General features: G+C 40.5%; 22 protein-coding genes. All 22 read left to right on the forward strand.

The features are described from left to right. Positions 1–66 precede the first annotated feature (66 nt). The 22 genes from CPS94_RS01025 (at position 67) to CPS94_RS01130 (ending at position 24,644) form a co-directional block, all read left to right on the forward strand. The gene (locus CPS94_RS01025) at positions 67–1,224 is read left to right on the forward strand and encodes an ATP-grasp domain-containing protein (protein WP_112195703.1); all 1,158 of its coding nucleotides are present in this window, start codon (positions 67–69) and stop codon (positions 1,222–1,224) included. Positions 1,225–1,389: 165 nt separating this feature from the next. Continuing rightward, positions 1,390–3,588, forward strand: a complete 2,199-nt coding sequence (gene pcrA, locus CPS94_RS01030) for a DNA helicase PcrA (protein ID WP_112195977.1) — start codon at positions 1,390–1,392, stop codon at positions 3,586–3,588. 15 nt (positions 3,589–3,603) lie between these two features. Then, positions 3,604–5,616, forward strand: a complete 2,013-nt coding sequence (gene ligA / locus CPS94_RS01035) for an NAD-dependent DNA ligase LigA (protein ID WP_112195701.1) — start codon at positions 3,604–3,606, stop codon at positions 5,614–5,616. After that, positions 5,616–6,764, forward strand: a complete 1,149-nt coding sequence (locus CPS94_RS01040) for a CamS family sex pheromone protein (protein WP_112195699.1) — start codon at positions 5,616–5,618, stop codon at positions 6,762–6,764. Before ligA ends, CPS94_RS01040 begins: the two co-directional genes overlap by 1 nt. A gap of 75 nt (positions 6,765–6,839) precedes the next feature. Continuing rightward, positions 6,840–7,142, forward strand: a complete 303-nt coding sequence (gatC, locus tag CPS94_RS01045; protein WP_004049403.1) for an Asp-tRNA(Asn)/Glu-tRNA(Gln) amidotransferase subunit GatC — start codon at positions 6,840–6,842, stop codon at positions 7,140–7,142. A 3-nt stretch (positions 7,143–7,145) separates the two neighbouring features. After that, positions 7,146–8,609: an Asp-tRNA(Asn)/Glu-tRNA(Gln) amidotransferase subunit GatA gene (gatA, locus tag CPS94_RS01050; RefSeq protein ID WP_112195696.1), complete on the forward strand. Its 1,464-nt coding sequence runs from the start codon at positions 7,146–7,148 to the stop codon at positions 8,607–8,609. Further along, entirely contained in the window at positions 8,609–10,042 is a 1,434-nt protein-coding gene (gene gatB / locus CPS94_RS01055; protein ID WP_112195694.1) for an Asp-tRNA(Asn)/Glu-tRNA(Gln) amidotransferase subunit GatB, read from the forward strand. Before gatA ends, gatB begins: the two co-directional genes overlap by 1 nt. Before the next feature lie 28 nt (positions 10,043–10,070). Further along, positions 10,071–11,093, forward strand: coding sequence for a diacylglycerol kinase (locus CPS94_RS01060; protein WP_004049397.1), 1,023 nt, complete (start codon positions 10,071–10,073; stop codon positions 11,091–11,093). Between the two features lie 179 nt (positions 11,094–11,272). Continuing rightward, positions 11,273–12,589: a replication-associated recombination protein A gene (locus tag CPS94_RS01065; protein ID WP_112195692.1), complete on the forward strand. Its 1,317-nt coding sequence runs from the start codon at positions 11,273–11,275 to the stop codon at positions 12,587–12,589. A gap of 85 nt (positions 12,590–12,674) precedes the next feature. Then, a complete protein-coding gene (locus tag CPS94_RS01070; protein WP_112195690.1) occupies positions 12,675–13,079 on the forward strand; it encodes a MarR family winged helix-turn-helix transcriptional regulator in 405 nt (134 codons plus the stop codon). 74 nt (positions 13,080–13,153) lie between these two features. Then, positions 13,154–14,533 (forward strand): 23S rRNA (uracil(1939)-C(5))-methyltransferase RlmD, encoded by a 1,380-nt coding sequence (rlmD, locus tag CPS94_RS01075; RefSeq protein WP_112195688.1) that lies wholly within the window; start codon positions 13,154–13,156, stop codon positions 14,531–14,533. A 15-nt stretch (positions 14,534–14,548) separates the two neighbouring features. After that, complete coding sequence (locus CPS94_RS01080; RefSeq protein WP_112195686.1) at positions 14,549–15,073, forward strand: SWIM zinc finger family protein; 525 nt, start codon at positions 14,549–14,551, stop codon at positions 15,071–15,073. Positions 15,074–15,236: 163 nt separating this feature from the next. Further along, the gene (locus tag CPS94_RS01085; RefSeq protein ID WP_112195684.1) at positions 15,237–16,277 is read left to right on the forward strand and encodes an ABC transporter permease family protein; all 1,041 of its coding nucleotides are present in this window, start codon (positions 15,237–15,239) and stop codon (positions 16,275–16,277) included. 133 nt (positions 16,278–16,410) lie between these two features. Continuing rightward, a complete protein-coding gene (locus CPS94_RS01090) occupies positions 16,411–17,196 on the forward strand; it encodes an ABC transporter ATP-binding protein (protein WP_112195682.1) in 786 nt (261 codons plus the stop codon). 12 nt (positions 17,197–17,208) lie between these two features. Then, positions 17,209–18,126 (forward strand): ABC transporter substrate-binding protein, encoded by a 918-nt coding sequence (locus tag CPS94_RS01095; RefSeq protein WP_112286315.1) that lies wholly within the window; start codon positions 17,209–17,211, stop codon positions 18,124–18,126. A 9-nt stretch (positions 18,127–18,135) separates the two neighbouring features. Beyond that, positions 18,136–19,137, forward strand: a complete 1,002-nt coding sequence (locus CPS94_RS01100) for a FecCD family ABC transporter permease (RefSeq protein WP_112286316.1) — start codon at positions 18,136–18,138, stop codon at positions 19,135–19,137. Further along, complete coding sequence (locus tag CPS94_RS01105) at positions 19,130–20,116, forward strand: iron ABC transporter permease (protein ID WP_112195676.1); 987 nt, start codon at positions 19,130–19,132, stop codon at positions 20,114–20,116. The genes CPS94_RS01100 and CPS94_RS01105 overlap by 8 nt, the downstream gene beginning before the upstream one ends. A gap of 14 nt (positions 20,117–20,130) precedes the next feature. Further along, positions 20,131–20,556, forward strand: coding sequence for a peptide-methionine (R)-S-oxide reductase MsrB (gene msrB, locus CPS94_RS01110; RefSeq protein WP_112195674.1), 426 nt, complete (start codon positions 20,131–20,133; stop codon positions 20,554–20,556). 192 nt (positions 20,557–20,748) lie between these two features. Then, positions 20,749–21,927: an MFS transporter gene (locus CPS94_RS01115; RefSeq protein WP_112195672.1), complete on the forward strand. Its 1,179-nt coding sequence runs from the start codon at positions 20,749–20,751 to the stop codon at positions 21,925–21,927. A 131-nt stretch (positions 21,928–22,058) separates the two neighbouring features. Continuing rightward, positions 22,059–22,967 carry an alpha/beta fold hydrolase gene (locus CPS94_RS01120; RefSeq protein ID WP_112195670.1) on the forward strand — a complete coding sequence of 303 codons (909 nt, stop codon included), beginning with the start codon at positions 22,059–22,061 and terminating at the stop codon, positions 22,965–22,967. Between the two features lie 104 nt (positions 22,968–23,071). Beyond that, positions 23,072–24,280: an AAA family ATPase gene (locus CPS94_RS01125; protein WP_112195668.1), complete on the forward strand. Its 1,209-nt coding sequence runs from the start codon at positions 23,072–23,074 to the stop codon at positions 24,278–24,280. A 1-nt stretch (position 24,281) separates the two neighbouring features. After that, positions 24,282–24,644 carry an RloB domain-containing protein gene (locus CPS94_RS01130; RefSeq protein WP_112195666.1) on the forward strand — a complete coding sequence of 121 codons (363 nt, stop codon included), beginning with the start codon at positions 24,282–24,284 and terminating at the stop codon, positions 24,642–24,644. The last annotated feature ends 101 nt before the right edge of the window (positions 24,645–24,745 follow it).

A 24,745-nucleotide genomic window follows, 5' to 3' on the forward strand; every position in this document is an offset into this window, starting at 1 on the left:
ACTGTCTTGCTGAGTAATGTGGTAAAATAGAGAGTAAGTATTAGTGATACGAGAGGTTGTGAGAGAATGGAACAAGAGATCCTTTTTCCAGGCGATACTTTAGGGATCATCGGAGGCAATCCCAATGGCATCATGTTAGCACGGACAGCCAAGAAAATGGGCTTTACTGTGGTCGTTTATTGTTCAGACGAAAGTAATCCTGTGTTAGCTGAAGCTGATGTAAAAATGGTCGGTAAGTTAAACGAAAAAACAAAGCTCCAAGATTTTGCACAACGGTGTGACTTAGTAACTTATACCTCAGAAACTATCGATGTTGAGGCGGTCAAATTCTTACAACGTTTCACACGAGTCCCACAAGGTAGTGATACGTTGGAGATCACGCAAGATCGCTTATTGGAACGGGCTTTCTTTGAACAACTAAATATCAATGTTGCACCGTATGCTACGATCGTCAGCTTAGATGATGTTTATCAAGCAGTTAGCTCGATCGGTTATCCATGTATTTTAAAACCGATCCAAAAAGGGTTTGGTAAACATCGTAAACAGATCATCAAAAAGCAAACAGATATTGCTAAGTGTGCAGATATAATCGATCTAGGAACATATATTCTCGAGTCATGGATCCCATATGAAAAGGAATTGTCACTGACTTTATCCCGAGATAAAGATGGTAACTTGACGTATTTTCCGATCGCAGAAGATTATTATCGCGAACACCATTTGCATGCGACCTTGACACCGGTAGCTTTAGATGGTGAAGTCGCTACTGAGGTCAAACGCTTGACGGCTGAGATCGTCAAAGAATTGGATTATGTTGGGGTCTTGCAAGCAGAATTTTTCTTGACGAAGAGTGGTGCTTTGTATATCAAACGGATCATTCCTGCGTTATATGCTTCAGGTTATGTATTTGATAAGGCTACCGATGTTACAATGTTTGAACAACATTTACGTGCCTTAGCGCAGATCCCTTTGGCTAAACCTAACTTGGTAAAACCGACTGAGATGGTAATGATCGAGACTAAGGATACGGATGCTTTGCGGACACAATGGGTCTTAAAGGATAATTGGCATTATAATTATTTCCGTTATCCTAAATCGCTTCATCCTGTTAAAGCAGAAGGTTATGTCCTAGTGACCGCAGATTCGAGCAAAAATGCTAAGGAGCAAGTCGAAGCTACTGGGATCTGGGATGAGATCACAGCCGAAAATGAAATAGTTGAATAGGATTTTTGAGACGCACGGTATTTATATCGGCGTCTTTTTGCATCTTGTTTGCTAAGATTTAAGTAATTTTAAAGAATAGGGCTGTAATATTTGCTATAATAGGCATTGATTGAAAATTTTAGAGGGGATTTGAAAATTTTGACAGCAAGAAACTTATTAGATGGCATGAATGATAAGCAAGCAGAAGCTGTAGCCTGCACTGAGGGGCCACTACTCATCATGGCCGGTGCCGGTAGTGGGAAAACACGGGTCTTGACCCACCGTGTAGCCTACTTGATCGAAGAAAAAAATGTAAATCCTTGGAATATTTTAGCGATCACCTTCACCAATAAAGCAGCACGTGAAATGCGTGAGCGGATCAACAAGTTGATCGCTGAAGGTGCAGAAGATATTTGGGTCTCGACTTTCCACGCTTTATGTGTACGGATCTTACGCCGTGATGCCGAAAAGATCGGCTATGATCGCAATTTTACGATCGCAAGCACGAGTGAACAACGGACTTTAATGAAACACATTTTAGCGGATAATTTAAACGTTGACGTCAAAAAGTTCGAGCCTCGGGCCGTTTTGAGTGCGATCTCGAACGCTAAAAATGACTTAAAGACACCAGCAGAACTAAGAAAAGATGCAACTGATCCATTTTCACAAGTGGTAAGTGATGCTTATGAATTATACCAAGAGCAGTTGCAAAATAATCAAGCTTTGGATTTTGATGATCTCATCATGCAAACGATCCGGTTATTTAAAGAATCACCAGAAACATTGGCATTTTATCAACGGAAATTCCACTATATCCATGTGGATGAATATCAAGATACTAATGAAGCACAATATCAATTGGTCAGCATGTTAGCTCAAACATATCGTAATCTATGTGTTGTAGGGGATGCTGATCAAAGTATTTACGGTTGGCGTGGGGCTAACATGGAAAATATCATGAATTTTGAGGAAGATTATCCCGATGCAACTGTGATCAAGTTAGAACAAAATTATCGTTCGACTAAGACGATCTTACAAGCTGCTAATGAAGTTATCGAAAATAACATCAATCGTAAAGCTAAAACTTTATGGACGCAAAACGCTGACGGTGAAAAGATCCATTATTATCGTGCGGATAATGCCAATGATGAGGCCTTTTATGTCGTTAAACAGATCCAGCAAAAAATGCGCACTGAAGGGAAGCATTATGGTGATTTTGCTGTCTTATACCGTACAAATGCCCAGTCACGTGTGATCGAAGAAACCTTTGTGAAAGCTAATATCCCGTATAAATTAGTGGGAGCTCACCGTTTCTACGATCGTAAAGAGATCTTGGATATTTTAGCTTATCTGCGTTTAGCTGCTAATCCAAATGATTCCTTGAGTTTTGCGCGCGTTGCCAATGAGCCTAAACGGGGGATCGGAGCAACTAGTTTGGCTAAATTGCAAGCATTTGCTGAGATGAATGGTCTTTCCTTGATCGAAGCAGCTGAAAATGTCATTATGACTGGCGTAAGTGGCAAGGCAGCTACGCAATTAGAAAGTTTTGCTAAGTTGATCCGGCGTTTTAATGAATTAGAGAAAACTAAAAATATCACTGAATTGACGGAGCTCATTTTAGATGAATCGGGCTATAAACAAAGCTTGCAAGCTAAAAATACGCTCGAAGATCAAAGTCGCCTAGAAAACTTAGAAGAATTTATGTCTGTAACGAAGCAATTTGATGAAAGCTGGGAACCAGAAGAAGAAAATAGTGATCCATTCGTTGATTTCTTAGCTGATCTAGCTTTAGTTTCTGATCAAGATAGCGTTGATGAAGATCCAGATGAAGTGACTTTGATGACGTTACACGCCGCAAAAGGGTTGGAATTTCCAACGGTCTTTTTGATGGGCTTAGAAGAAGGGATCTTCCCATTAGGTCGTGCTGTGATGGATGAAAGTGAGCTCGAAGAAGAACGACGCTTGGCATATGTCGGGATCACACGAGCCGAAGAAGAACTCTACTTATCAAATGCTTTTTCGCGGATGCTATATGGACGACGCCAAAGCAACCAAGTTTCACGCTTTATCAGTGAGATCTCTGATGAATTGTTGCAAAGTGATAACGAAACTTTAGCTAATTATCAACCAAAAACCAAAGTCGATGTTCCTTTTGCTAAGAAGCCAGTTTACCGTAAACCCGCTGGAACTGTTGAAAAAAGCCAAGGAACTGGAGCTGAAAAGAAACAATGGAATATCGGTGATAAAGTTTCCCATAAAGCTTGGGGGACAGGGACTGTGGTCAAGGTCAGTGGTAGTGGTGAAGATATCGAACTTGATATCGCCTTTGCAGGCCAAGGTATCAAGCGACTATTAGCGGCCTTTGCACCGATCACTAAGATTTAAAAAGAGGTAAAAGAGATGGAAGCAAAGACTTTAGAAGAAGTCAAAGATCTACGTGCGCAATTGAATAAATGGAGCCATGAATACTATGTGTTAGATCGACCAACAGTGGAAGATCATGTTTATGATGCTACCTATCAGCGTTTGGTCGAGCTTGAAACTAAGTATCCTGAGCTTATAACTGATGATTCACCTACTAGACGTGTCGGCGGTCAAGTTTTAAGCGGTTTTGAGAAGGTCGAACATGAGATCCCGATGCTTTCGCTAGGTGATGTTTTTTCAAAAGCAGAACTAGCAGAATTCAAAGCAAAATTAGAGGAAAATGTAAAAACGACTTTTGCGTATAGCTGTGAATTAAAGATCGATGGTTTAGCGATCTCGTTAGTTTACAAAAAAGGTGTCTTTGTCAAGGGGTCGACACGTGGTAACGGGATCATCGGTGAAGATATCACGGAAAACTTAAAAACGATCAAGGCGATCCCGTTACGTTTAAGTGAACCGATCGACGTTGAGGTCCGCGGTGAATGCTATATGCCTAAAGATTCATTTCTAAAATTGAATAAAGCTCGTGAAGAACAAGGCCAAACAGTCTTTGCTAATCCAAGAAACGCTGCGGCTGGTTCATTACGGCAATTAGATACCAAAGAAACAGCCAAGCGTAATTTAAGTGTCTTTATGTACTACTTGATGGAACCTGAAAAATTTGGGATCACGACCCAAAGTCAAGCTCTAGCGCAATTAAAAGCATGGGGCTTTAAAGTCAACGAAGAAGCGATCGTGGCTAGCGAAATGTCTGAGATCGATGCCTATATTGATGAATATCATGCTAAACGGGCAAAGCTAGCTTATGAGATCGATGGGATCGTGATCAAAGCCGATCCATTTGCGATCCATGCTGAAGTTGGAAATACAGTCAAAGTTCCCCGTTGGGCGATCGCCTATAAATTTCCACCAGACGAGCAAGAAACGATCGTCCGTGAGATAGAATGGACGGTGGGGCGGACTGGAGTGGTGACCCCAACGGCAGTGATGGATCCAGTGACCTTAGCGGGGACCGTGGTTTCAAGAGCTTCCTTACACAATCCTGATTATCTAAAACAAAAAGATATCCGCTTAGGTGATACTGTCAAATTACACAAAGCAGGTGACATTATTCCAGAGATCTCAGAAGTTGTGTTGGCTAAACGTCCAGCTTCCAGTGAACCTTATGTGATCCCAAAAGAATGTCCTGAATGTGGAGCAAAACTCGTTCATTTGGATGGCGAAGTTGCGTTGCGGTGTATCGATCCGCAGTGTCCCGCACTCTTAAAAGAAAGTTTGACTCACTTTGCGTCGCGAAATGCGATGAATATTGATGGCTTAGGCCCACGGATCATCGAACAACTCTTCGCCAAGAAATTGATCAAAGATGCGGCGGGGCTATATAATTTGACCTTTGATGAATTATTGACGCTAGATAAATTCAAAGAAAAATCAGCTAATAACCTATTACAAGCGATCGAACAGAGTAAAGCTAATTCATTGGAGCGCTTGTTGTTTGGTTTAGGGATCCGGCATGTAGGAGCCAAAGCAGCATTTATCTTGGCCCAACACTTTAAGACGATCCACGCTCTAAAGAAAGCAACAGTAGAAGAGATCGTAGAACTCGACTCGATCGGTGAAACGATCGCTGATGCTGTGGTGACATATTTTGAAAATGAACAAGTCGATCTGTTATTGGAAGAATTTGCTACTGCTGGTGTTAATTTAACTTTCCTAGGTCAAAGCGCAGAAGAGCTAGCTAAACAAACAGCCGCTGATCCCTTAAATGGTTTGACTGTAGTCTTAACGGGAAAACTCGACAAGATCAAGCGGGCGCAAGCTAAACAGCTTTTGGAGGCGCATGGTGCTAAAGTAACAGGGAGCGTTTCAAAAAAGACCGACCTTTTAGTTGCAGGGCATGATGCTGGTAGCAAATTGACTAAGGCCCAAGAACTAGGAATAAAAATTATTGATGAAGATGAATTTTTACGGCAAACAGGAGGCAATTGATGAGAAAGAAGTATTTAGCATTAGTTAGCTTATGTGCAGGTACCATGTTACTTTCAGCCTGTGGTAATTTAGGGAGTGGCTCTGGCAATTCAGTCACGCAAGCAACGCAACGATCCAATAAAGGTTACCAAACTACGGGGCAAGCGGATACCTCTGATTATCAAGGTGTGATCGAAAATGGGCGTTATTTGACGAGTAAGGCGCGCGGTGTCGGGATCATTCAAAATTCAGAAAATATGTTGAATCTAAAGAGTTTTGAAAGTGGCATGACGACTTTATCTAAAGAAGAATTTCCTACCAAAGATTACATTTTCCGTGAAGGACAGTTGCTGACCAAAGGCACTGTTCAAGATTGGTTAGGGCGTAGATCAAAAGATAATCCGACTGGTCTAAATCCCGAGGATAACGGAGAAAAAGACGCGGACAAGCGAAATCCGATCTATATCCAACAGATCGAAGAACAAGATTACATGAAAGAGAACGATGGAAAGCTAGAATTAGCTGGGATCACGATCGGTATCGGAATGAATCGTAAGGATTATTACCAAAAAGAACAGTATGGTGCGATGTACACCACTAATATCTCCAAGGAAAAAATGGAAGAAGAGGGAAAAAAGGCGGCAGCTGAAGTTTTGAAACGGGTCAGAAAACTCGATGGAGCTTCAGATGTGCCGATCTTGATCTGTATGTATGAACAAGCCCCTAATGATAGCTTGGTCGGGGGAACTTTCTATGCTTATAGTGTGAGTGATGGCGATACTTTGGGAAGTTGGAAAGAAACCGACCTCCAAACCTCAGTCTTGCCAGCAACATCAGCAAATGGTGCAGTCAACGATAATGATGAAAGTTCATTCAATGCTTTCAAAAATAAGACACAAAGCTTTTTCCCTAACTTAGCTGGGGTAACAGCTCAAGCTAAGTATAAGAATAAATCACTCCAAGAACTACATGTTAAGATCACGACTCAATTTTACAGTGAAACTGAGATCAGAAGCTTTACACAGTTTGTCTCTCAGATGGCAAAGACCTACTTGCCAGGTGATATTCCGATCGATATCACGATCAAGGGCTCAGATGGGGAAGTTCAAGCCTTTCTAGCTCGTGAAAAAGATAGTGGGAGCTTTTATACTCATGTCTTTGATGATTAGAATAAAATCGACTATAAAAATGTCAGCAGATCTATGCTAAAATATTAAGCAGATATGCAAGAAAGAAGGATGAAGATGGCGATCAGCGCAAATGAAGTAAAGCACGTTGCAAGTTTGGCAAAGCTTGAATTTAGCGATGCGAAATTACAAAAATTCACCGGTCAAATGGACCAGATCATCAATATGGTACAACAACTAAGTGAAGTCGATACGACAGATGTACCGGTAACGACAACTGTGACGGATGCCTTTAACGTAATGCGAGAAGACATCGCAGTTAAGGGGACCGACCGAGAATTGTTGATGGAAAATGTACCTGAAAGAAAAGATGGCTTTATCAAAGTGCCAGCGATTATTGATGAAAGTGAGGAAGGCTAGCCCATGGATTATTTTACAACTGATCTGACCAGTTTACATGAAAAATTGGTCAACAAAGATTTGAGCGTAGAGGAGTTGACAAAAGAGACTTTCAAGACGATCAAACACCGTGATCAACAGATCGCTGCTTTCCTAGCTTTAAATGAAGAAGCTGCTTTAAAGCAAGCTAAAGAACTTGATCAAAATGGGATCGATCCAGCTAATGTTTTAGCCGGGATCCCGATCGCAATCAAAGATAATATCGTGACAAAAGGCTTGCGGACCACGGCTGCCAGCAAGATGTTAGAAAACTTTGACCCGATCTATGATGCAACAGTTATGGAAAAATTAGCTGCTGCTCAAATGATCAATGTGGGTAAAGTCAACATGGATGAATTTGCTATGGGTGGCTCGACTGAAAGTTCAGCCTTTAAAGTAACTAAGAATGCTTGGGATCAAACTAAGGTCCCTGGTGGTTCTTCTGGTGGTTCAGCAGCCGCTGTTGCTTCGGGTCAAGTTTTAGCCGCCTTAGGTTCAGATACAGGTGGTTCGATCCGACAACCAGCAGCATATAATGGTATCGTTGGGGTCAAACCTACTTATGGTCGTGTTTCTCGTTACGGCTTGATCGCTTTTGCTTCTAGCTTAGATCAGATCGGACCATTGACACGCACGGTCAAAGATAATGCCTATGTTTTAAATGCGATCAGCGGTCATGATAGCCGTGATTTTACAAGCTCTGATCGTGAAGTGCCTGACTTTACACAAGGCTTGGATGGTGATATCAAAGGGATGAAGATCGCAGTGCCCAAAGAATACTTTGGTGAAGGTGTCGCAAAAGATGTTAAAGAAGCGATCAAAAAAGCGATCAAGACATTTGAAAGTTTGGGGGCAACAGTCGACGAAGTTTCCTTGCCACACAGCAAGTATGGAGTCCCAGTATACTATATCATTGCCTCTTCTGAAGCTTCATCTAACTTACAACGTTTTGATGGGATCCGTTACGGCTTTAGAGCACAAGATGTTAAAAACTTAGAAGATGTTTATGTGCGTTCACGTTCTGAAGGTTTTGGTGATGAAGTTAAACGTCGGATCATGTTAGGGACATTCTCACTTTCTGCTGGAACTTATGATGCCTTCTTCAAGAAAGCTGCTCAAGTCAGAACTTTGATCTGCCAAGACTTTGCACAGGTCTTTAGCGACTATGACCTGATCTTAGGACCAACAGCACCAACTACAGCTTATGGCATCGGTGATGAGATCAATGATCCGATCACGATGTATATGAATGATATTTTGACGATCCCGGTAAACTTGGCTGGCCTACCAGGGATGTCGCTTCCTGCTGGCTTCTCTAATGGTTTACCGATCGGAATGCAGTTGATCGCACCACAATTTAGAGAAGATACGATGTATAAAGCGGGCTATGCTTTTGAACAAGCAACCGACTTCCACAAACAAGTACCAACGATCGGGGGGCAAAACTAATGAACTTTGAAACAACGATCGGACTTGAAGTCCACATTGAAATGAAGACAAACTCCAAGGCTTATTCTCCCGCACCAGTAGTTTACGGGGCAGAACCAAACACGAATACTAATGTTATCGATTGGGGCTACCCAGGGGTCTTGCCACAATTGAACAAGGGTGCTTTGGAATATGGGATGCGTGCGGCCTTGGCACTTAACTGTGAGATCGCACGGGATATCCACTTTGATCGCAAAAACTACTTCTATCCAGATAATCCAAAGGCATACCAGATCACACAAGCCCAAACACCGATCGGTCACGATGGTTGGCTTGAGATCGAGCTTGAAGATGGAACTAAAAAGAAGATCGGGATCGAAGAGATGCACGTCGAAGAAGATGCGGGGAAAAACACGCATGCCGGCGATGGTTATTCTTATGTCGATCTAAATCGTCAAGGTACACCATTGATCGAGATCGTATCTAAACCAGATATCGCTTCCCCAGAAGAAGCTTACGCATACTTGACACGTTTACGTCAGATCATTCAATTTACAGGGGTATCCGACGTGAAGATGGAAGAAGGCTCAATGCGAGCTGACGTTAACATCTCAGTTCGTCCGATCGGCTCAACTAAGTTTGGGACTAAGACGGAAATGAAGAACCTAAACTCCTTTGAACACGTGAAAAAAGGTTTGGAATACGAAGCTAAGCGACAAGAACGTGTTTTGCTGGCTGGTGGTGAGATCCAACAGGAAACACGGCGCTTTGATGAACCAAGTGGTGAAACGATCTTGATGCGTGTCAAAGAAGGTAAGAGCGATTATCGTTACTTCCCAGAACCTGATCTACCACCGATCCATATTTCTGATGAATGGGTCGCACAGGTCAAAGGTTCGATCCCAGAAATGCCTGATGTTCGGCGTAACCGCTATGTCAACGACTGGGGCATCACTGAATATGATGCCGGTGTCTTGACGCAAACAAAAGAAATGTCTGATTTCTACGAAGCAACTGTAGCTGCGGGAGCGGATGCTAAATTAGCGGCTAACTGGTTGATGGGTGAAGTTAGTGCTTATTTGAATGCTCAAAAAGTTGAGTTAGGTCAAACGGCCTTGACACCAGAACACTTGGCAACAATGATCAAGTTGATCCAAGACGAAACGATCTCATCTAAGATCGCTAAAAAGGTCTTTAAAGAGATCATCAAAAATGACACTGAGCCAAAAGCATGGGTCGAAGAAAAAGGTATGGTGCAATTATCTGACCCAGCTAAATTACAACCGATCATCGATGAAGTATTGGACAACAACGCGCAATCGATCGAAGACTTTAAGAATGGTAAAGATCGCGCAGTTGGCTTCTTAGTGGGTAACATCATGAAACAGACCCATGGTAAAGCTAACCCTAAAGTTGTCAATAAATTATTGATGGCAAGTTTAAAGGAAAGATAGACGCAAACTGCGCCATGAGGGAATAATTATGCAAAAGCGTTGCCGAATTATTTATAATCCGACATCTGGACGTGAAGCTTTAAAAAATGATCTAGTTGAGATCTTAAATATTTTAGAACGTGCTGGTTATGAAACGAGTGCCTTTGCAACGACGCCTGAGCCTAATTCTGCTCAAAATGAAGCTAAACGGGCAGCTCAAGCAGGCTTTAACTTGATCATTGCAGCTGGTGGTGATGGCACGATCAATGAAGTCGTTAATGGGATCGCCCCTCTAAAACACCGGCCAAAGTTGGGGATCATTCCCGCCGGTACGACCAATGACTATGCGCGGGCTTTAAAGATACCGCGGGAAAGTCCGATCGAAGCGGCTAAAGTCATCGCCAATGGTAAAACGGTCAAGATGGATATCGGGCGAGCTAATGACAAATATTTTGTCAATATTGCAGCCGGTGGTCTCTTGAGTGAATTGACATATGCAGTGCCATCTGAATTCAAGACCCTTTTTGGCTACTTGGCTTACCTGGTTAAGGGGGCTGAGTTATTGCCCCGGGTCAAACCGATCAATATGCACCTTGAATATGATGATGGTGTTTATGACGGTAAAGCATCAATGTTTTTCTTAGCTTTGACTAATTCAGTCGGGGGCTTTGAACAGATCGTACCTGACGCCAGTTTAGATGATGGAAAATTTACCTTGATCGTGGTCAAGACGAGTAATCTATTAGAAATGATGCGCTTGATCACAATGGTCTTAAACGGTGGTAAACACATCAATGACGCTAATATCCTCTATGTTAAAACCTCTAAATTGGTCGCTAAGCCAGTCGATGAAAAAATGATGATCAATATTGATGGTGAATACGGTGGGGATGCGCCGATGAAATTCAAGAACTTGAAGCGCCATATTGAGATCTTTGCCAATACCCAAGCGATCCCAAAGCGGGCGATCACAGAAGTCAAAGAAGATGAAGGTATGGACGAAGCCAAGAAAAACTTTGTTGATGGTGTTCAAGAACTTGATGAATCTGACAATATCAAATTAGATAAGTAGCTAAGAACTCGTTGTTTTGATTTGGAGCAACGAGTTTTTTAGTTAAATTTAGCTTGCCTTATAGTTCACTTCAAGGTAACTGGCTGCTTTTTTGTTAGAGCAAGTACATTAGTTTTGTTTTTTACAAACTAATGTTCGGTATGATAAAATGGAAACGACAGATAAACGGAGGTGAGGGCATGCAACAAGGATCGATCTTTGAGGACCAAGTAAATGAACCGCTAGCCAGTCGTTTACGACCAGAGAATTTAGAGCAAGTTTTCGGGCAGACGCATTTATTAGGACCAGGTAAGATCTTAAAGGAATTGATCACTCAAGATCGAGTAACTTCGATGATCTTGTGGGGCCCACCCGGTGTGGGAAAGACGACGTTGGCTCAAGTTATCGCTAAGCAGACTAAAGCAGGTTTTATCTCATTTAGTGCGGTCACAAGTGGGATCAAAGAGATCAAAAAGATCATGCAAGAAGCCGAAGCTAATACTGCTTATGGCCAAAAGACGATCGTTTTCGTAGATGAGATCCATCGTTTCAATAAGGCGCAACAAGATGCTTTTTTACCGTTTGTGGAGAATGGGAGTATTGTTTTGATCGGGGCAACGACAGAGAATCCATCTTTTGAGATCAATTCAGCGCTTTTATCCAGGTTGAAAGTCTTTGTCTTAAAGCAACTGACGAAAGAACAATTAGTTGAGCTGTTGGACCGTGCTTGTCGAGTAGGCTTTGAAAAAGAGCTCACTGCTTCAAAGACGTTATTAGAGCAGATCGCGCTCTTTAGTGACGGGGATGCGCGAAATGCCTTAAATACATTAGAGATGCTAGTTGATAATGGAAATGTCAGCCAAGATGGAACTTTAGAACTAAGTGATGATCTGTTGAGTCAAGTTTTAGGGGAAAAGACACTCAAATATGATAAGAACGGTGAAGACCATTATGACTTGATCTCAGCTTTGCATAAATCCATGCGTAATAGCGATGTTGATGCAGCGATCTATTGGTTGAATCGGATGCTAGCCGGTGGCGAAGATCCGTTATATATTGCCCGGCGCTTGTTGCGTTTTGCCAGTGAAGATATCGGTTTAGCTGATAACAATGCCTTGAATCTAGTTGTTAATGTTTTTCAAACGTGTCAATTTATCGGAATGCCTGAATGTAATGTGCATTTGACCCAAGCAGTGATCTATCTATCTTTGGCACCTAAATCTAATGCTGTTTATAAAGCGACTACCAGAGTTGCTAAAGATGTCAAACAGACTTTAAATGAACCGGTGCCACTGCAGATCAGAAATGGGACGACCAAGTTGATGAAAGAATTAGGCTATGGCAAAGGTTATGAGTTAGCCCATTTTACCAAGGACAAACTGACTACAATGCAAACGATGCCGGATAATTTAGTGGGGCATACTTATTATCTGCCAACTGAGCAAGGAAACGAGATCCGTTTCAAGCAACGCCTAGAACAGATCAAGGCGTGGCATCAAAAACATGATAAGCCTTAAGAGTGGTACGCCACTCTTTTTTTGCAATGATAGTTGACAAAAATATAGTTTATATATAAATTTACTAATTGTAAGGGGTGATAATATGAATCGCGAGAGTTTGATCTTTATGCGAGTTAGCCAACTTCAGCGCCAACTACTAGCTAACAGTGCAGCAGTTTTACAACAAGTTGGCATAACTAACGCACAATACGATATCTTAAATTATGTATATAACTATACTGGGTGTACTCAAAAGGAGTTAGCTACTACCTTGGTCGTCACTAAGGGAAATATCACCCAGATCATCACAAAGATGGAAAGACTGGATCTGATCAAAAGAAAACAAGTAGGTAAAGCAAAGCAATTATTTGTGACAGAAAATGGGCGTCAGATCTATGAACAGATCACACCTAAATTAGAAAAAGCCCACGCTGATGCTTTAGCTAAGTTAGATCTGACTGAGCAAAAACAACTTTTACGCCTGCTAAAATTAGCGCTAAGAGGCTAGGCGACTTTTTTTGTCAGCTAGGACTTGGTAGAATAGATAGTGGCAATTAAAATCAAAGTAAACGAGGATAAGTAATGAAACGGAAATTACCTGTAGTTAAAAATCAAAAATTAGAAGCGACGATCGTGGATCTGACTTACCAAGGAATGGGTGTCGCTAAAGTCGAAGGATATTCACTTTTTTGTGATGATGCTTTGCCTGGTGAAAAAGTAAAACTCCATGTGTTAAAGGTCGGCAAAAATTTTGGTTATGCTAAAGTTATCGAACGCTTAACGACCAGTCCTGATCGGGTCACGGGGAAAGGCAAAGCTTATTCACAAACGGGGATCGCACCTTTACAACACTTAGCTTATCCAGCTCAATTGAAATTCAAACAAAAACTAGTCAGTGATCTGTTGCAAAAGGCGCATCTAGCTGACCTAGCAGTCGAACAAACTTTGGGGATGGCAGAACCATATGCCTATCGTAACAAGGCTCAAGTACCAGTCCGTGAAATTAATGGAAAACTGACAGCTGGCTTTTTCAAGCGAGGCAGTCATAATTTCTTGCCGCTAACGGATTTCTTGATCCAAGATAAACGGATCGATGAAGTGATCCAAAAAGTGTTGGCGATCTTACAAAAAAATCAAGTGACAGCTTATGATGAAGCTACACACAGTGGGATCTTACGGCATATCATGGTACGGCGTGGACATTATTCTAAAGAAGTGATGGTCGTCTTGGTGACGCGGACTAATAAGCTGCCAAATAAAGAAGCGATCGTAAATGAGATCATGGCTGCTTGTCCTGATGTGGTGAGTTTGCAACAAAATATCAATTCCAAGCAGACCAATGTGATCTTAGGTGACAAGACTCAGGTTTTAGCGGGCAAAGAATATATCACCGATCAGTTGAATGGGCTTAAATTTGAGATCTCAGCGAGATCATTTTATCAAGTCAACCCAACTCAGACTGAAAAACTTTACCAAGAGGCGATCAAGCGGGCTGGCTTGACGGGAAATGAAACGGTGATCGATGCTTATTGTGGGATCGGGACGATCTCACTGTCCATGGCCAAGCATGCTAAAAAAGTATATGGGGTCGAGATCGTCGAAGCAGCGATCGCGGATGCTAAGAAAAATGCAGCTTTAAATAATTTAGATAATTTAGAATTTGAAGTTGGTAATGCCGAGGACTGGATGGCAACTTGGCAAGAACAAGGGATCAAGCCAGATGTGATCATGGTCGATCCGCCACGTAAAGGTTTGACGCAAAGTTTGATCGAAAGTGCAGCTAAGATGCAACCTAAAAAAATCGTTTATGTCAGCTGCAATCCGGCAACTTTAGTTCGTGATCTGCAAAGTTTCATGGAACTTGGATATGATGTCACCCAACCTATCTTGCCAGTCGATCAGTTCCCACAAACAGCACATGTTGAAACGGTAACGGTATTGGAACGGAAAAAAAGAGAATAAGGAGGTCACGTGAGTATGAGTATTTGGGACGACATAAAATTGGTTCATCTGGCTAGCAATGCCTCTTTTAATAGAGGTCTTGGCTATTATAAAAGTAAGGCAGTTTTAAATGGTGAAAAGATAGGAGATGGTGTTTATCAGGGGAAGGTTAGTGGTTCTCAGGACAATATTTATGATGTTGTCATAGATATCAATCATCCTCGAAAGTCGACCTGTACTTGTCCATTTGCGGCAGGACGAAGAGTAATTTGTAAGCATATGGTCGCTTTATATTTTTTCCATTTTTCTGAACAGGCAAAAGCTGTTCTTGCTGAGTGGGAAGAAGAACGGCTTGAAGAAGAAAAACGTCATCAGGAATGGGAAGCTGATTATTTAATGTTCCGAAAGGAAAAGCTTGAAGAAGTTATAGCTCATGTTAATAATTTAGATGAAAATCAGTTAAGAGAAGAATTGATCAAGGCACTTATGAGAGAATTTGATAGTAGCTATCCAGATGATGAAGATGAGTACTACTACGACGAAGCTGACTATTTTTGGTAGCTAATAAAGACTATCAAAAGACGATCGATAAGTATTAAAGTCTTCTACTCGCAAGTCGATTCTTGGGTCAGAAAGTTCGAAAAAGATGGCGAAGCTGAATATACTGGTCCTGTCTAATATACAATTAATAAGTAAAATTTCTTACAATGAGGCTGGCTCGGTCATGGTCTTAGGTGTTACCTTTTTAACACTGTCATATCCATATGAAGCGACTAAACGGATCGTCCCAACCACATTAGAAACTAAAATAGCTAAGAAACGTCCTTTGAGTACAAGTGAGATCAAAAGTTTTGAACAAAAGTTTGCCCTTAAAGCTGTTGATTCTAAACTACTACAGCTCAAATTAAAAGATAAGTGGTATTTTTCCAAGCGAAATACAAGTGATCATATCGATGTGATCTCTTTGAGCAATTACAATGAGTTGATGGCATTACAGCATCGAGAACAATTGAAAAAATTAGCGTTAAATGAGGCTGTATTGGTCAATTATTACGCCAGTTTAGCTCCGGTAAATGAAAGTTTTACACTCAAAGATGGCTCTCAGACGCTCCAAGTGAAAAAAGCGACCAATCAAAATCCTTTTGCATTTGCTAACAGTGTTGTAACGGTGATCGTCAGCGATGCAAAATTTAATGAGTTAGCGCAAAAATATCCCAATGCTAGTTATGCGATCGTGTCATTTGACGGAAAAAACATGCGTGATAATGAAAAATTAGTGCAAGCATTTAAAAAGACTAAGGTCGCATACTTTAGTTCTTATGAGCGGAATAAATTGATCACCAATGCCAATAGTCCGACATTTTTGATGATCTCAATGATCTCGATCCTATTTTTTGTAACGATCAGCACGATCTTATACTTTACTGCGCGGATCGAAGAATTGTCCTTAAGTGAAGAATATGATACTTTAGCTAAGTTAGGTTATCAAATAAAAGAGATCCGACATGTCGTAGCCGTTGAAAATGCGTGGTTATTTTTCCCACCGTTGATCTTAGGTTTGGTAAATGGAGTATTTGGGATCTTAGGTGCCAGTTATCTGATAACTGATTCACTGACTACTAATTGGTATAGTAGATTAGGACAGCCGTTATTGTACACGATAGGACTGTTTTTGCCGATTTATCTTTTGGTATATTATTTGGCGGGCAGATCGATCGGCAAAGAATTGAAGGAATACATCGAACCAACTATCTATAAAATGTGATCAAGAAAGGGGATGCTGTAATAAGCATCTTCTTTTTAGTTATCTTTAAAAGCGCTTACTTTTCTTGGGGTGATATTTAAATTTTATGATATAATTGTACTTGTTACAACATACTAAGCCTAAGGGGGTGTATGTGATCGAGCTTAGAGCAAATAAAATAACGGTTGCATATCAAGCAAAAAAGATAATTACTGATCTATCCGTGACGTTTAAAACAGATAAGATCACCACGATCATTGGCGCTAATGGATGTGGGAAATCAACTTTGTTAAAGGCTTTGACACGTTTATGGCCGGTCGCACAAGGGGAAGTTACGCTTGCTGGCAGACCACTTTTGAGTTTGGATACAAAAGAGATCGCTAGAAGAATTGCTTTTTTACCGCAGTCACCTAAATTAACGACAGCGACAAAAGTCTATGATCTAGTGTCTTATGGTCGTTATCCTTATCAAAAAGGCTTTGGGCGTTTGACTGCAAGTGATAAACAAAAGATCGATCAGGCATTAGAGCTTACCGCAACTAAGCATCTAAAAGATAATTTGGTCGAAGAATTGTCAGGTGGACAGCGGCAACGGGTCTTTATCGCAATGACTCTAGTCCAAGATACTGATATTATCGTTCTTGACGAACCAACGACTTACCTTGACATGAATCATCAGCTTGAGATCATGGAGATCTTGCAAAAGCTAAAGCAAGAAGAAAATAAGACGATCATCATGGTCTTGCATGACCTCAACTTAGCAGCTCGTTTTTCAGATGAATTAGTCGCAATGCGTGCAGGAAAGATCGTCAAGCAAGATGCGGTATCTGCAGTAATGACGCCCGAAGTCTTGCGTGAGGTCTTTAGGATAGATGCTCAATTGATCCAAGATCCAACCAGTGGACGACCACTCTTATTGAATTATCAGTTATGTAAATAAAAGGAGATTTTTATGAAAAAAGCATTTGTCTTATTTAGTTTATGTTTGACCTGCCTACTGTTAGTCGCTTGTGGTAAGGCTAACACGACCCAAAATGAAAAATTATCTAGCAAGCCTAAGATCGAAGGCTTCCACTACTATGGTGCGATCCCAGAACGTCCTAAAAAGATCGCAAGCCTTTCGTCGACTTACACTGGTTATTTGCTTAAATTAGGCTACAAACCAGTAGCTGTGACACCCTATGATGCTAAAAATCCCGTGTTAAAAGATAAGGTCAGCCAAGCCAAGGTCTTATCCAGTGAGGATCAAGAAGCCTTAGTGAATTTAAAACCAGATCTGATCGTGATCGACTCAAGTGATAAAAATGTTGATAAATTAGCAAAGATCGCCCCAACGATCGCAATCGATTATGGCAAGCAAGATTATCTAAATATTTTGACTAGTTTTGGCAAAGTATTCGATCAAGAAAAGCAAGCTAAAGATTGGATCAAGAACTGGAATGAAAAAACAGCTAAAGTAGGAAAAGAACTCAAAGCTAGATTGGGTGAAAATGCGACATTTACAGTGATCGGTCTTTATGAAAAAGATATTGATCTTTTTGGCAATAATTGGGGCCGTGGTGGTGAAGTGATCTATCAAGCACTGGGCTTTAAAGCACCGCAAAAAGTCGTTGACGATGTATTTAAAGCCGGATATTTAGAAGTATCTCAGGAAGTTTTACCAAAATACATTGGTGATTATGCGATCGTTGCTGCTGAAGATGAAAGGACAGGCGCTTCACTTTATGAAAGTGATGTTTGGCGTTCGATCCCAGCGGTCCAACAAGGTCATATCTTAAAAGTCAATGCGAATGCTTTTTATTTCAATGATCCATTGAGTTTGGAATATGAATTAAAGACGCTCGAAAATGGCCTAAAAGCAATGGAATAGGGGAATAAGATGTCTTTTAGCAACAAAAAGTTTGTCGCTCAGCTCACCATTATTTCGCTACTTTTCTTGCTTGGGCTTTACTGTGGTCTACGCTTTGGTGCTATTTCATACAGTCAACAAGAACTACTGACGACATTCTTGCATCCCTTTAAAGAAACAGCCATCCAAGATGTTTTGCTCGATCTGCGTTTGCCACGCGTTTTAGCAGCTGGACTAGTGGGAGCGGCCATGGCAACGGCAGGAGCGATCATGCAAGGTTTGATGAGAAATGCGATCGCTGATCCAGGACTCTTAGGGATCAACGCCGGAGCTGGTCTAGCACTAGCATTGGGCTATCTGTTTTTTAAGAGTTTACATTACAGTATGATCTTGTTACTTTGTTTGCTTGGGGCCACAATTGCTGCCTTTTTAGTGTTAGCTTTATCGTATCAAGCCCGGATCGGATTTTCCCCATTGTATCTCTTGTTAGCTGGTGCCATGGTCTCGGCATTATTTACCGCTCTAGGGCAAGGGCTAGTCACGTATTTTAAACTTTCACCAACGATCATTGGTTGGCAAGCTGGAGGCTTAGTGGGCGTCAATTGGGCGATGTTAAAAGTCATTGCACCGTTTATTTTGGTGGGGTTGATGTTAGCCTTTATTTTGGCCAAACAGCTAACGATCCTTAGTCTAGGCCAGACTTTTTCAGTCGCCTTAGGTCAAAAAACCACGCGCTTTATGGTATTTTTCCTAGGGCTAGTCTTGATCTTATCTGGTGCAGCTGTTGCCTTAGTTGGGAGCTTATTTTTAGTGGGACTGATCATTCCTCACGTTGTTAAACAGTGGACTGGTCCGGTCTATCAAAAGATCTTACCGCTAACAGCTTTATTAGGGGCGACTTTTATGATCTGGGCTGATCTACTCAGTCGTTTTATTGCGCCACCATATGAGACCCCCTTGATCTCAGTTGTCAGTGTGACTTGCTTACCGTATTTTTTGTGGATGATCCACAAGGGGGAATTTTATGACTAAAAAGAGATTTTTCCTTATTACGGGAAGTTTATTCATCATTAGTGTCGTGTTATCGTTGGCACTGGGAAATGCTAAGCTTGATCTTATTGAACTATGGGATGTTATGACCGGGCAAGCTACTCCAGCGCAAAATTTTGTTGTCTTTGAATTGCGAATGCCGCGTGTTTTAGCGTGTCTGCTAGCGGGTGCTTCGCTTGGTCTAAGTGGTTTATTATTACAAACACTAACGCAAAATCCGCTGGCAGATTCGGGAACATTAGGGATCAACGCGGGCGCAGGTCTGTTGATCGCTTTTTCGTTACGGTATTTGCCCCAAGGATCTTATATGTCACAGAGCTTACCGCTAGTTTCTGTTATTGGTGGTTTGCTTGTCAGTTGGTCGATCTATCAATTAGCCAAGAAACAGCAAAGTACACTTGACCCGATCAAATTTATCATTACAGGTGTGACGCTCTCAGCGATCTTATCGACTAGTATCTTACCCGTGGTCGGTCACGTTGAACAAGCTAAGTTGACCTATATGATCGATTGGTTATCTGGCAAGATCATGGGCGATAATTGGACAAGCTTGAGTTTAGCTCCTTTATTATTGATCTTGTGGGGACTGATCTATTATCGCAGTCGGATCTTTGACCTTTTGACTTTAGCCGAAGAGTCGAGTCTAGCTTTAGGTTTAGATCTACATAAAGCTAGGCGTGATCTTTTGTTTTTAACTAGTTTATTGGTATCATTAACTGTGATCATAGCAGGAAATATTGTGTTTATTGGACTTTTAGCGGGCCATATGAGTCAGCTATTCGTTCCGGCTGGGCATCGGGTTCGGATCCCAGCAACTATGCTGTTAGGGGCACTGATACTTTTAGTGGCTGATACGCTGACACGGACATTTTTGATCGGAAATACTTTGCCGACAGGGATCGTGGTCTCAGTTATCGGGGCCCCGTATTTTCTTTTCTTGATGAAAAAAGCCCAACACTAGAGAGGTGGTTTCTCATGGATAAAGCCAAACTTCGCCAAAAAATTGGGGACCTTGCTTATGAAGTGCCCCAAAACGCTGCGACTGAACGCGCCTTTACGGGAAAATATGATGATTTTTTTGAGAAAGGGATCTATGTCGATGTTGTAAGTGGTCAACCTTTATTTTCTTCCAAGGATAAATATGATTCAGGGTGTGGTTGGCCAGCCTTTACAAGACCGATCGCTAAAGAAAACTTGACCACTAAAGCTGACTATTCGCATTTTATGAGTCGGACTGAGGTCAAAAGCAGTCAAGCTGATTCACACTTAGGACATGTTTTTTCTGATGGTCCTAAAGAGGCTGGGGGAATGCGTTATTGTATCAATTCCGCTGCTTTGCGTTTTATCCCAGCTGATAAGATGACAGCTGAGGGATACGGTGAATATTTAGATCGCTTATAAGTAGATCGGATGTACTTTTTGAGTATGTCCTTTTTATTTTTTAGAATTATCTAGCTAAAAAACTTATTCTTTTATTTTGGGCGGTAGTGTGTTATTTTTAAAGAAATTATTGCAGATATTAGGAGGATCAAGCTAATGTGTTAAAAATTATTGGGGAAAACTAGCGATCAATAGCAAAAGTAGGGGATTTTTATGACAAAAGCATTTAAGTTATTGGCGCTTTCGCAGCTTGTAGCTAATTTGGCTGATCTTTCTTTCAGAGTCCTCATCATCGCTAATATCTATCTTATCTCAGATTCGCTCGTATCGACTTCACTTGTTCCGATCTTGATGGGTGGTGCTTCATTTGCCACGACATTTTTAGTTCCTTTAGTGAGCAAATATCTACCGTTAAATAAGATCATTTTTTATACGCAAGCAGCAAAGACGTTTTCATTAGCATTTTTGACAGTTTCGCTGTATTTTTGGCCCAGACTACCATTGCTTTTTATTTATCTGGTGGTAACTTTGATCTCACTTTTGGACGGATTTGAACAGCCGATAACAGTTACACTTATGACACACTATGAGACCGACTTCGCTCGTGGTGATTCAGTCCTGACAGTTTGCAGTGAAAGTGTTGCAGTCATTGGTTGGGGCGTTGGTGGGGCCTTATTTGCTAGTTTAGGGATACATGGTGCTTTACTGGTCACGTTATGTTTTTTTGCATTGGCTACTTTTCTTACGAGTCGTTTGCCTAGAGTAGTTGTTATAAAAGACAGCTCAGAAACTACATGTCAGACCCTTTTTAAAGGGGGGAGATTATTGTATCAGCGTACAGTTTTGAAGATCTTGCTTGGGACCTTGCTTTTAGAAATTTTTTCCGATACACTTTGGGTCTCATCCATCATTTTAGTTTTTGTGACTGAGATCTTACATGAAACTGAAGAGTATTGGGGTTATGCTAATATGACCTATTCACTTGGGATCGTTATTGGAGGCTTAGTAGTATTCAAGTTTTCTAAAAAGATCAATAAACATAAAGTTTTTAGTATAGTGATGTCGCTGATTTTAGCGATCGTAATGCTTTTTTTGATCTTAAAAGTACCACATTCAGCTGTCTTTTTGCTTGGTTCACTATTGTTTGGTAGTGTATCTCAGTTAAAAGAGATCCCAGAAGCTGTTTTGATCCAAGAAAGTGTTACAAAAGATCAATTAGTAGATGTTGATGCAGTTTTTGAGATGATCTCTGTGATCAGCTTTTCAATCTTACTCTTTATCATGAGTTGGATCACTGAAAGTTTTGGGATCAAAATGGCTTTTAACTTAGCGATGCTTAGCCTGTTAGTGGAGGCTGGGATAGTCTTTAAATATAGAGAAAAATTGAAATGATAATTTTTGCAGGAATAGACGAGCTGTTTATTCCTGTTTTTTAGTTGTCTTTACTGAACTTATCTGTAAAACTATGCTATTCTGAACTTAGATAAATAAATTTAATTATATTTCTTGTAATGGGGTAGAAAATGACAGAAAAGAAAACTTGGAATTTTGGAGAACGCGCCAATTATGCGGTCATGTGGCAGGTCGTAAAGCCTAAGGCAGTTTTACAGATCGTTCACGGGATGGTCGAATACATCGAACGCTATGATGAGTTTGCCCGTTTTGCAAATAATGCGGGTTATCTTGTGGTCGGGCATGATCATGTTGGACATGGCGAGACGGTCAAAGATCCCGAGGACTACGGGGCTTTCCCCAAAAATTGGCAAGATCTGATCACAGACGTGCATACTTTGCAAAGGGAAGTTAGTAAAAAATATCCCGATATTCCCTACATTATCCTAGGACATTCGATGGGATCATTTATCACACGCTTATATTTGGCTAAGTATGGCCGAGACGTTGACGCAGCGATCATCATGGGAACAGGTCAGCAACCACGGGTACAGACTTGGACTGCGATCGGATTAACAAAGATCTTGCGAGTGCCCCATGGTGAAAAGTATCGCAGTAAATTTTTGGAACAGATGAGTACAGGGATGTTCAATCGTATGTTTGCTCCAAATAAGACGAGCGCTGATTGGTTATCGCGTGACAAAACAGAAGTAGATAAGTATTTAGCGCACAAGCATCATCAATTTACACCGACATTGAATATGTATCGTGCGTTATTCACTTTTTCAAATCTTGCAGCGAGTCGTAAGTGGATCAAAAAGATCCCTCGTAGCTTACCATTACTTTTGATCTCAGGAGCAAAAGATCCAGTTGGAGACTTTGGTAAAGGCGTGACGCATTTTTATAAGATCTTGCGACATGAAGCTTTTACAGACGTAACGCTAAAGTTATATCCTGATGCCCGACATGAGATCTTAAATGAGTTGAATAAAAATGAAGTGATGCGTGATCTGGTAGCGTGGATGGATGATAAGATCTAGTTGTAATAGTTCAGTGAAATGGAATTTGGCTGTGAAAAGAGTATATTGTTTATAAAAAAACGAAAAAACGTTATAATTGTTACAACTAAAAAGGTGGTGGCAATATGTTAGTTGATTTTAGAGTCACTAATTTTAAATCTTTCAAAGATACTAATGAATTTTCCATGGAGAAGGGGAAGTATCTTCGAAAATATAAAAATAATATTTTGACATTTGATAAAATAAAGTTATTAAAATTAGCAATTTTATTTGGTGGAAATGCTAATGGGAAAACGAATTTGTTAGATGCTCTGAGAATGCTTCGCTTCTTAGTTTTAACACCGACCACGAGTGAAAATGAGGCATTACCGACGAACACATTTGGCTATAATTCTGATGATACCAAATTATCTGTTTCATTTATCAAAGGGCGGAAATATTTCGAGTATGAACTAGTCTATGATCAAGCAAAATTTCAGTTTGAAAAATTAAAAGTAAATAATAGTGTTATTTTTGAACGTCGGGGAAAAGAATTTATTACTTTGCCTAAGCAACTTGGAGGATTGCAAAAAAATATTAGAAAAAATCAAAATTTACTGTTCTTTGCACAAGAAAACAATGTGAATGAAGCTAAGTTGGCCTATACTTGGTTTTTAGAAGATCTGGTCTTTGTTAATTCAGATCAAGTACCAAATGTTTTATTTAAAGCATTATCGGAGTCAAACTTTAAAAATAAATTTTTGAAATTTCTCAAAGCAGCGGATTTTAATATTATTGATGTTGAGGTTAAAGAGCGCAGGGTTTTAACCCCTAAAGTTCAGATCGACTTTAATGGGGAGATGTTCATGCCCAAAAATGAAGAGACTTATGCAACGATATATGACGTATATACTACACATCACTCCAAAGATAAAGATTTTCAAGTGCATTTTGACAATGAAAGCACGGGAACTAAAGCGTTTATGTTTTTAGCATTATATATTTTGCGTAATGAAAATGCAGGTAAAGTACTGTTGATCGATGAGTTTGATCGCTCTTTTCATCTTGAATTAGCTGAGGCTTTATTGGATGTTTTTACTCATGAAAAGCAACTAAATCAATTTATCTTGACGACTCATGAGCTTTCATTGATGGATCACAAGTTACGTCAAGATCAAATCTGGTTTGCTGAAAAAAATGAGTATGGCGAAACCGAGCTCTTTTCGATTTACGATTTTGATGACATATCTTTGAGTCGTGGAGATTTTGGCTACAAAAAACGTTATTTGGAAGGAAGGTTTGGTGCTACACAGATCATTAATCATTCAGCTTTACTAGAAGTTTTGGGGGAATAAGATGGCGAGAAATAAGAAAGGTAGAAAAGAAAAACGCAAAGTTTATATTTTAGTAGAGGGTGAAACTGAGCAGAAATATTTTGATTTTTTACGTCAAAAATTGCGCCTATCCAATGTGAAGATAAGAACACTCATTTTGAATAATAGTGGCAGAACATGGATCGATAAGGCTAAGCGACTGCTACAAAATGATCCTAAACTTAGTCGCGATAAACAGACTGATGTTTTTGTTGTTTTTGATAAAGATGAAATTACTGTAGAAGAGTTAAAAGCAATGTTTAGTAAGGCGGTAAAGGAAAACTTTACGATCGGTTTTCAAATATTACTTTTGAAGTGTGGCTTGTGGCACATTTTGAGCCCATGACTTCACATTTGATCTCTAAGCAAGGTCTAAAGGATAAGCTAAGTAGATATTTGTGGTCAGTCAACAAATATTGGTGAGATGATCATGAAAATAAAGCAAGA

Origin of the sequence: Ligilactobacillus murinus (assembly GCF_003288115.1) — a bacterium.
GTDB lineage: Bacteria > Bacillota > Bacilli > Lactobacillales > Lactobacillaceae > Ligilactobacillus > Ligilactobacillus murinus.

Coding starts and splice junctions, on each gene's coding strand:
- CPS94_RS01025 (WP_112195703.1), top strand. CDS start 67: ATGGAACAAGAGATCCTTTTTCCAGGCGATACTTTAGGGATCATCGGA.
- pcrA (WP_112195977.1), top strand. CDS start 1,390: ATGAATGATAAGCAAGCAGAAGCTGTAGCCTGCACTGAGGGGCCACTA.
- ligA (WP_112195701.1), top strand. CDS start 3,604: ATGGAAGCAAAGACTTTAGAAGAAGTCAAAGATCTACGTGCGCAATTG.
- CPS94_RS01040 (WP_112195699.1), top strand. CDS start 5,616: ATGAGAAAGAAGTATTTAGCATTAGTTAGCTTATGTGCAGGTACCATG.
- gatC (WP_004049403.1), top strand. CDS start 6,840: ATGGCGATCAGCGCAAATGAAGTAAAGCACGTTGCAAGTTTGGCAAAG.
- gatA (WP_112195696.1), top strand. CDS start 7,146: ATGGATTATTTTACAACTGATCTGACCAGTTTACATGAAAAATTGGTC.
- gatB (WP_112195694.1), top strand. CDS start 8,609: ATGAACTTTGAAACAACGATCGGACTTGAAGTCCACATTGAAATGAAG.
- CPS94_RS01060 (WP_004049397.1), top strand. CDS start 10,071: ATGCAAAAGCGTTGCCGAATTATTTATAATCCGACATCTGGACGTGAA.
- CPS94_RS01065 (WP_112195692.1), top strand. CDS start 11,273: ATGCAACAAGGATCGATCTTTGAGGACCAAGTAAATGAACCGCTAGCC.
- CPS94_RS01070 (WP_112195690.1), top strand. CDS start 12,675: ATGAATCGCGAGAGTTTGATCTTTATGCGAGTTAGCCAACTTCAGCGC.
- rlmD (WP_112195688.1), top strand. CDS start 13,154: ATGAAACGGAAATTACCTGTAGTTAAAAATCAAAAATTAGAAGCGACG.
- CPS94_RS01080 (WP_112195686.1), top strand. CDS start 14,549: ATGAGTATTTGGGACGACATAAAATTGGTTCATCTGGCTAGCAATGCC.
- CPS94_RS01085 (WP_112195684.1), top strand. CDS start 15,237: ATGGTCTTAGGTGTTACCTTTTTAACACTGTCATATCCATATGAAGCG.
- CPS94_RS01095 (WP_112286315.1), top strand. CDS start 17,209: ATGAAAAAAGCATTTGTCTTATTTAGTTTATGTTTGACCTGCCTACTG.
- CPS94_RS01100 (WP_112286316.1), top strand. CDS start 18,136: ATGTCTTTTAGCAACAAAAAGTTTGTCGCTCAGCTCACCATTATTTCG.
- CPS94_RS01105 (WP_112195676.1), top strand. CDS start 19,130: ATGACTAAAAAGAGATTTTTCCTTATTACGGGAAGTTTATTCATCATT.
- msrB (WP_112195674.1), top strand. CDS start 20,131: ATGGATAAAGCCAAACTTCGCCAAAAAATTGGGGACCTTGCTTATGAA.
- CPS94_RS01115 (WP_112195672.1), top strand. CDS start 20,749: ATGACAAAAGCATTTAAGTTATTGGCGCTTTCGCAGCTTGTAGCTAAT.
- CPS94_RS01120 (WP_112195670.1), top strand. CDS start 22,059: ATGACAGAAAAGAAAACTTGGAATTTTGGAGAACGCGCCAATTATGCG.
- CPS94_RS01125 (WP_112195668.1), top strand. CDS start 23,072: ATGTTAGTTGATTTTAGAGTCACTAATTTTAAATCTTTCAAAGATACT.
- CPS94_RS01130 (WP_112195666.1), top strand. CDS start 24,282: ATGGCGAGAAATAAGAAAGGTAGAAAAGAAAAACGCAAAGTTTATATT.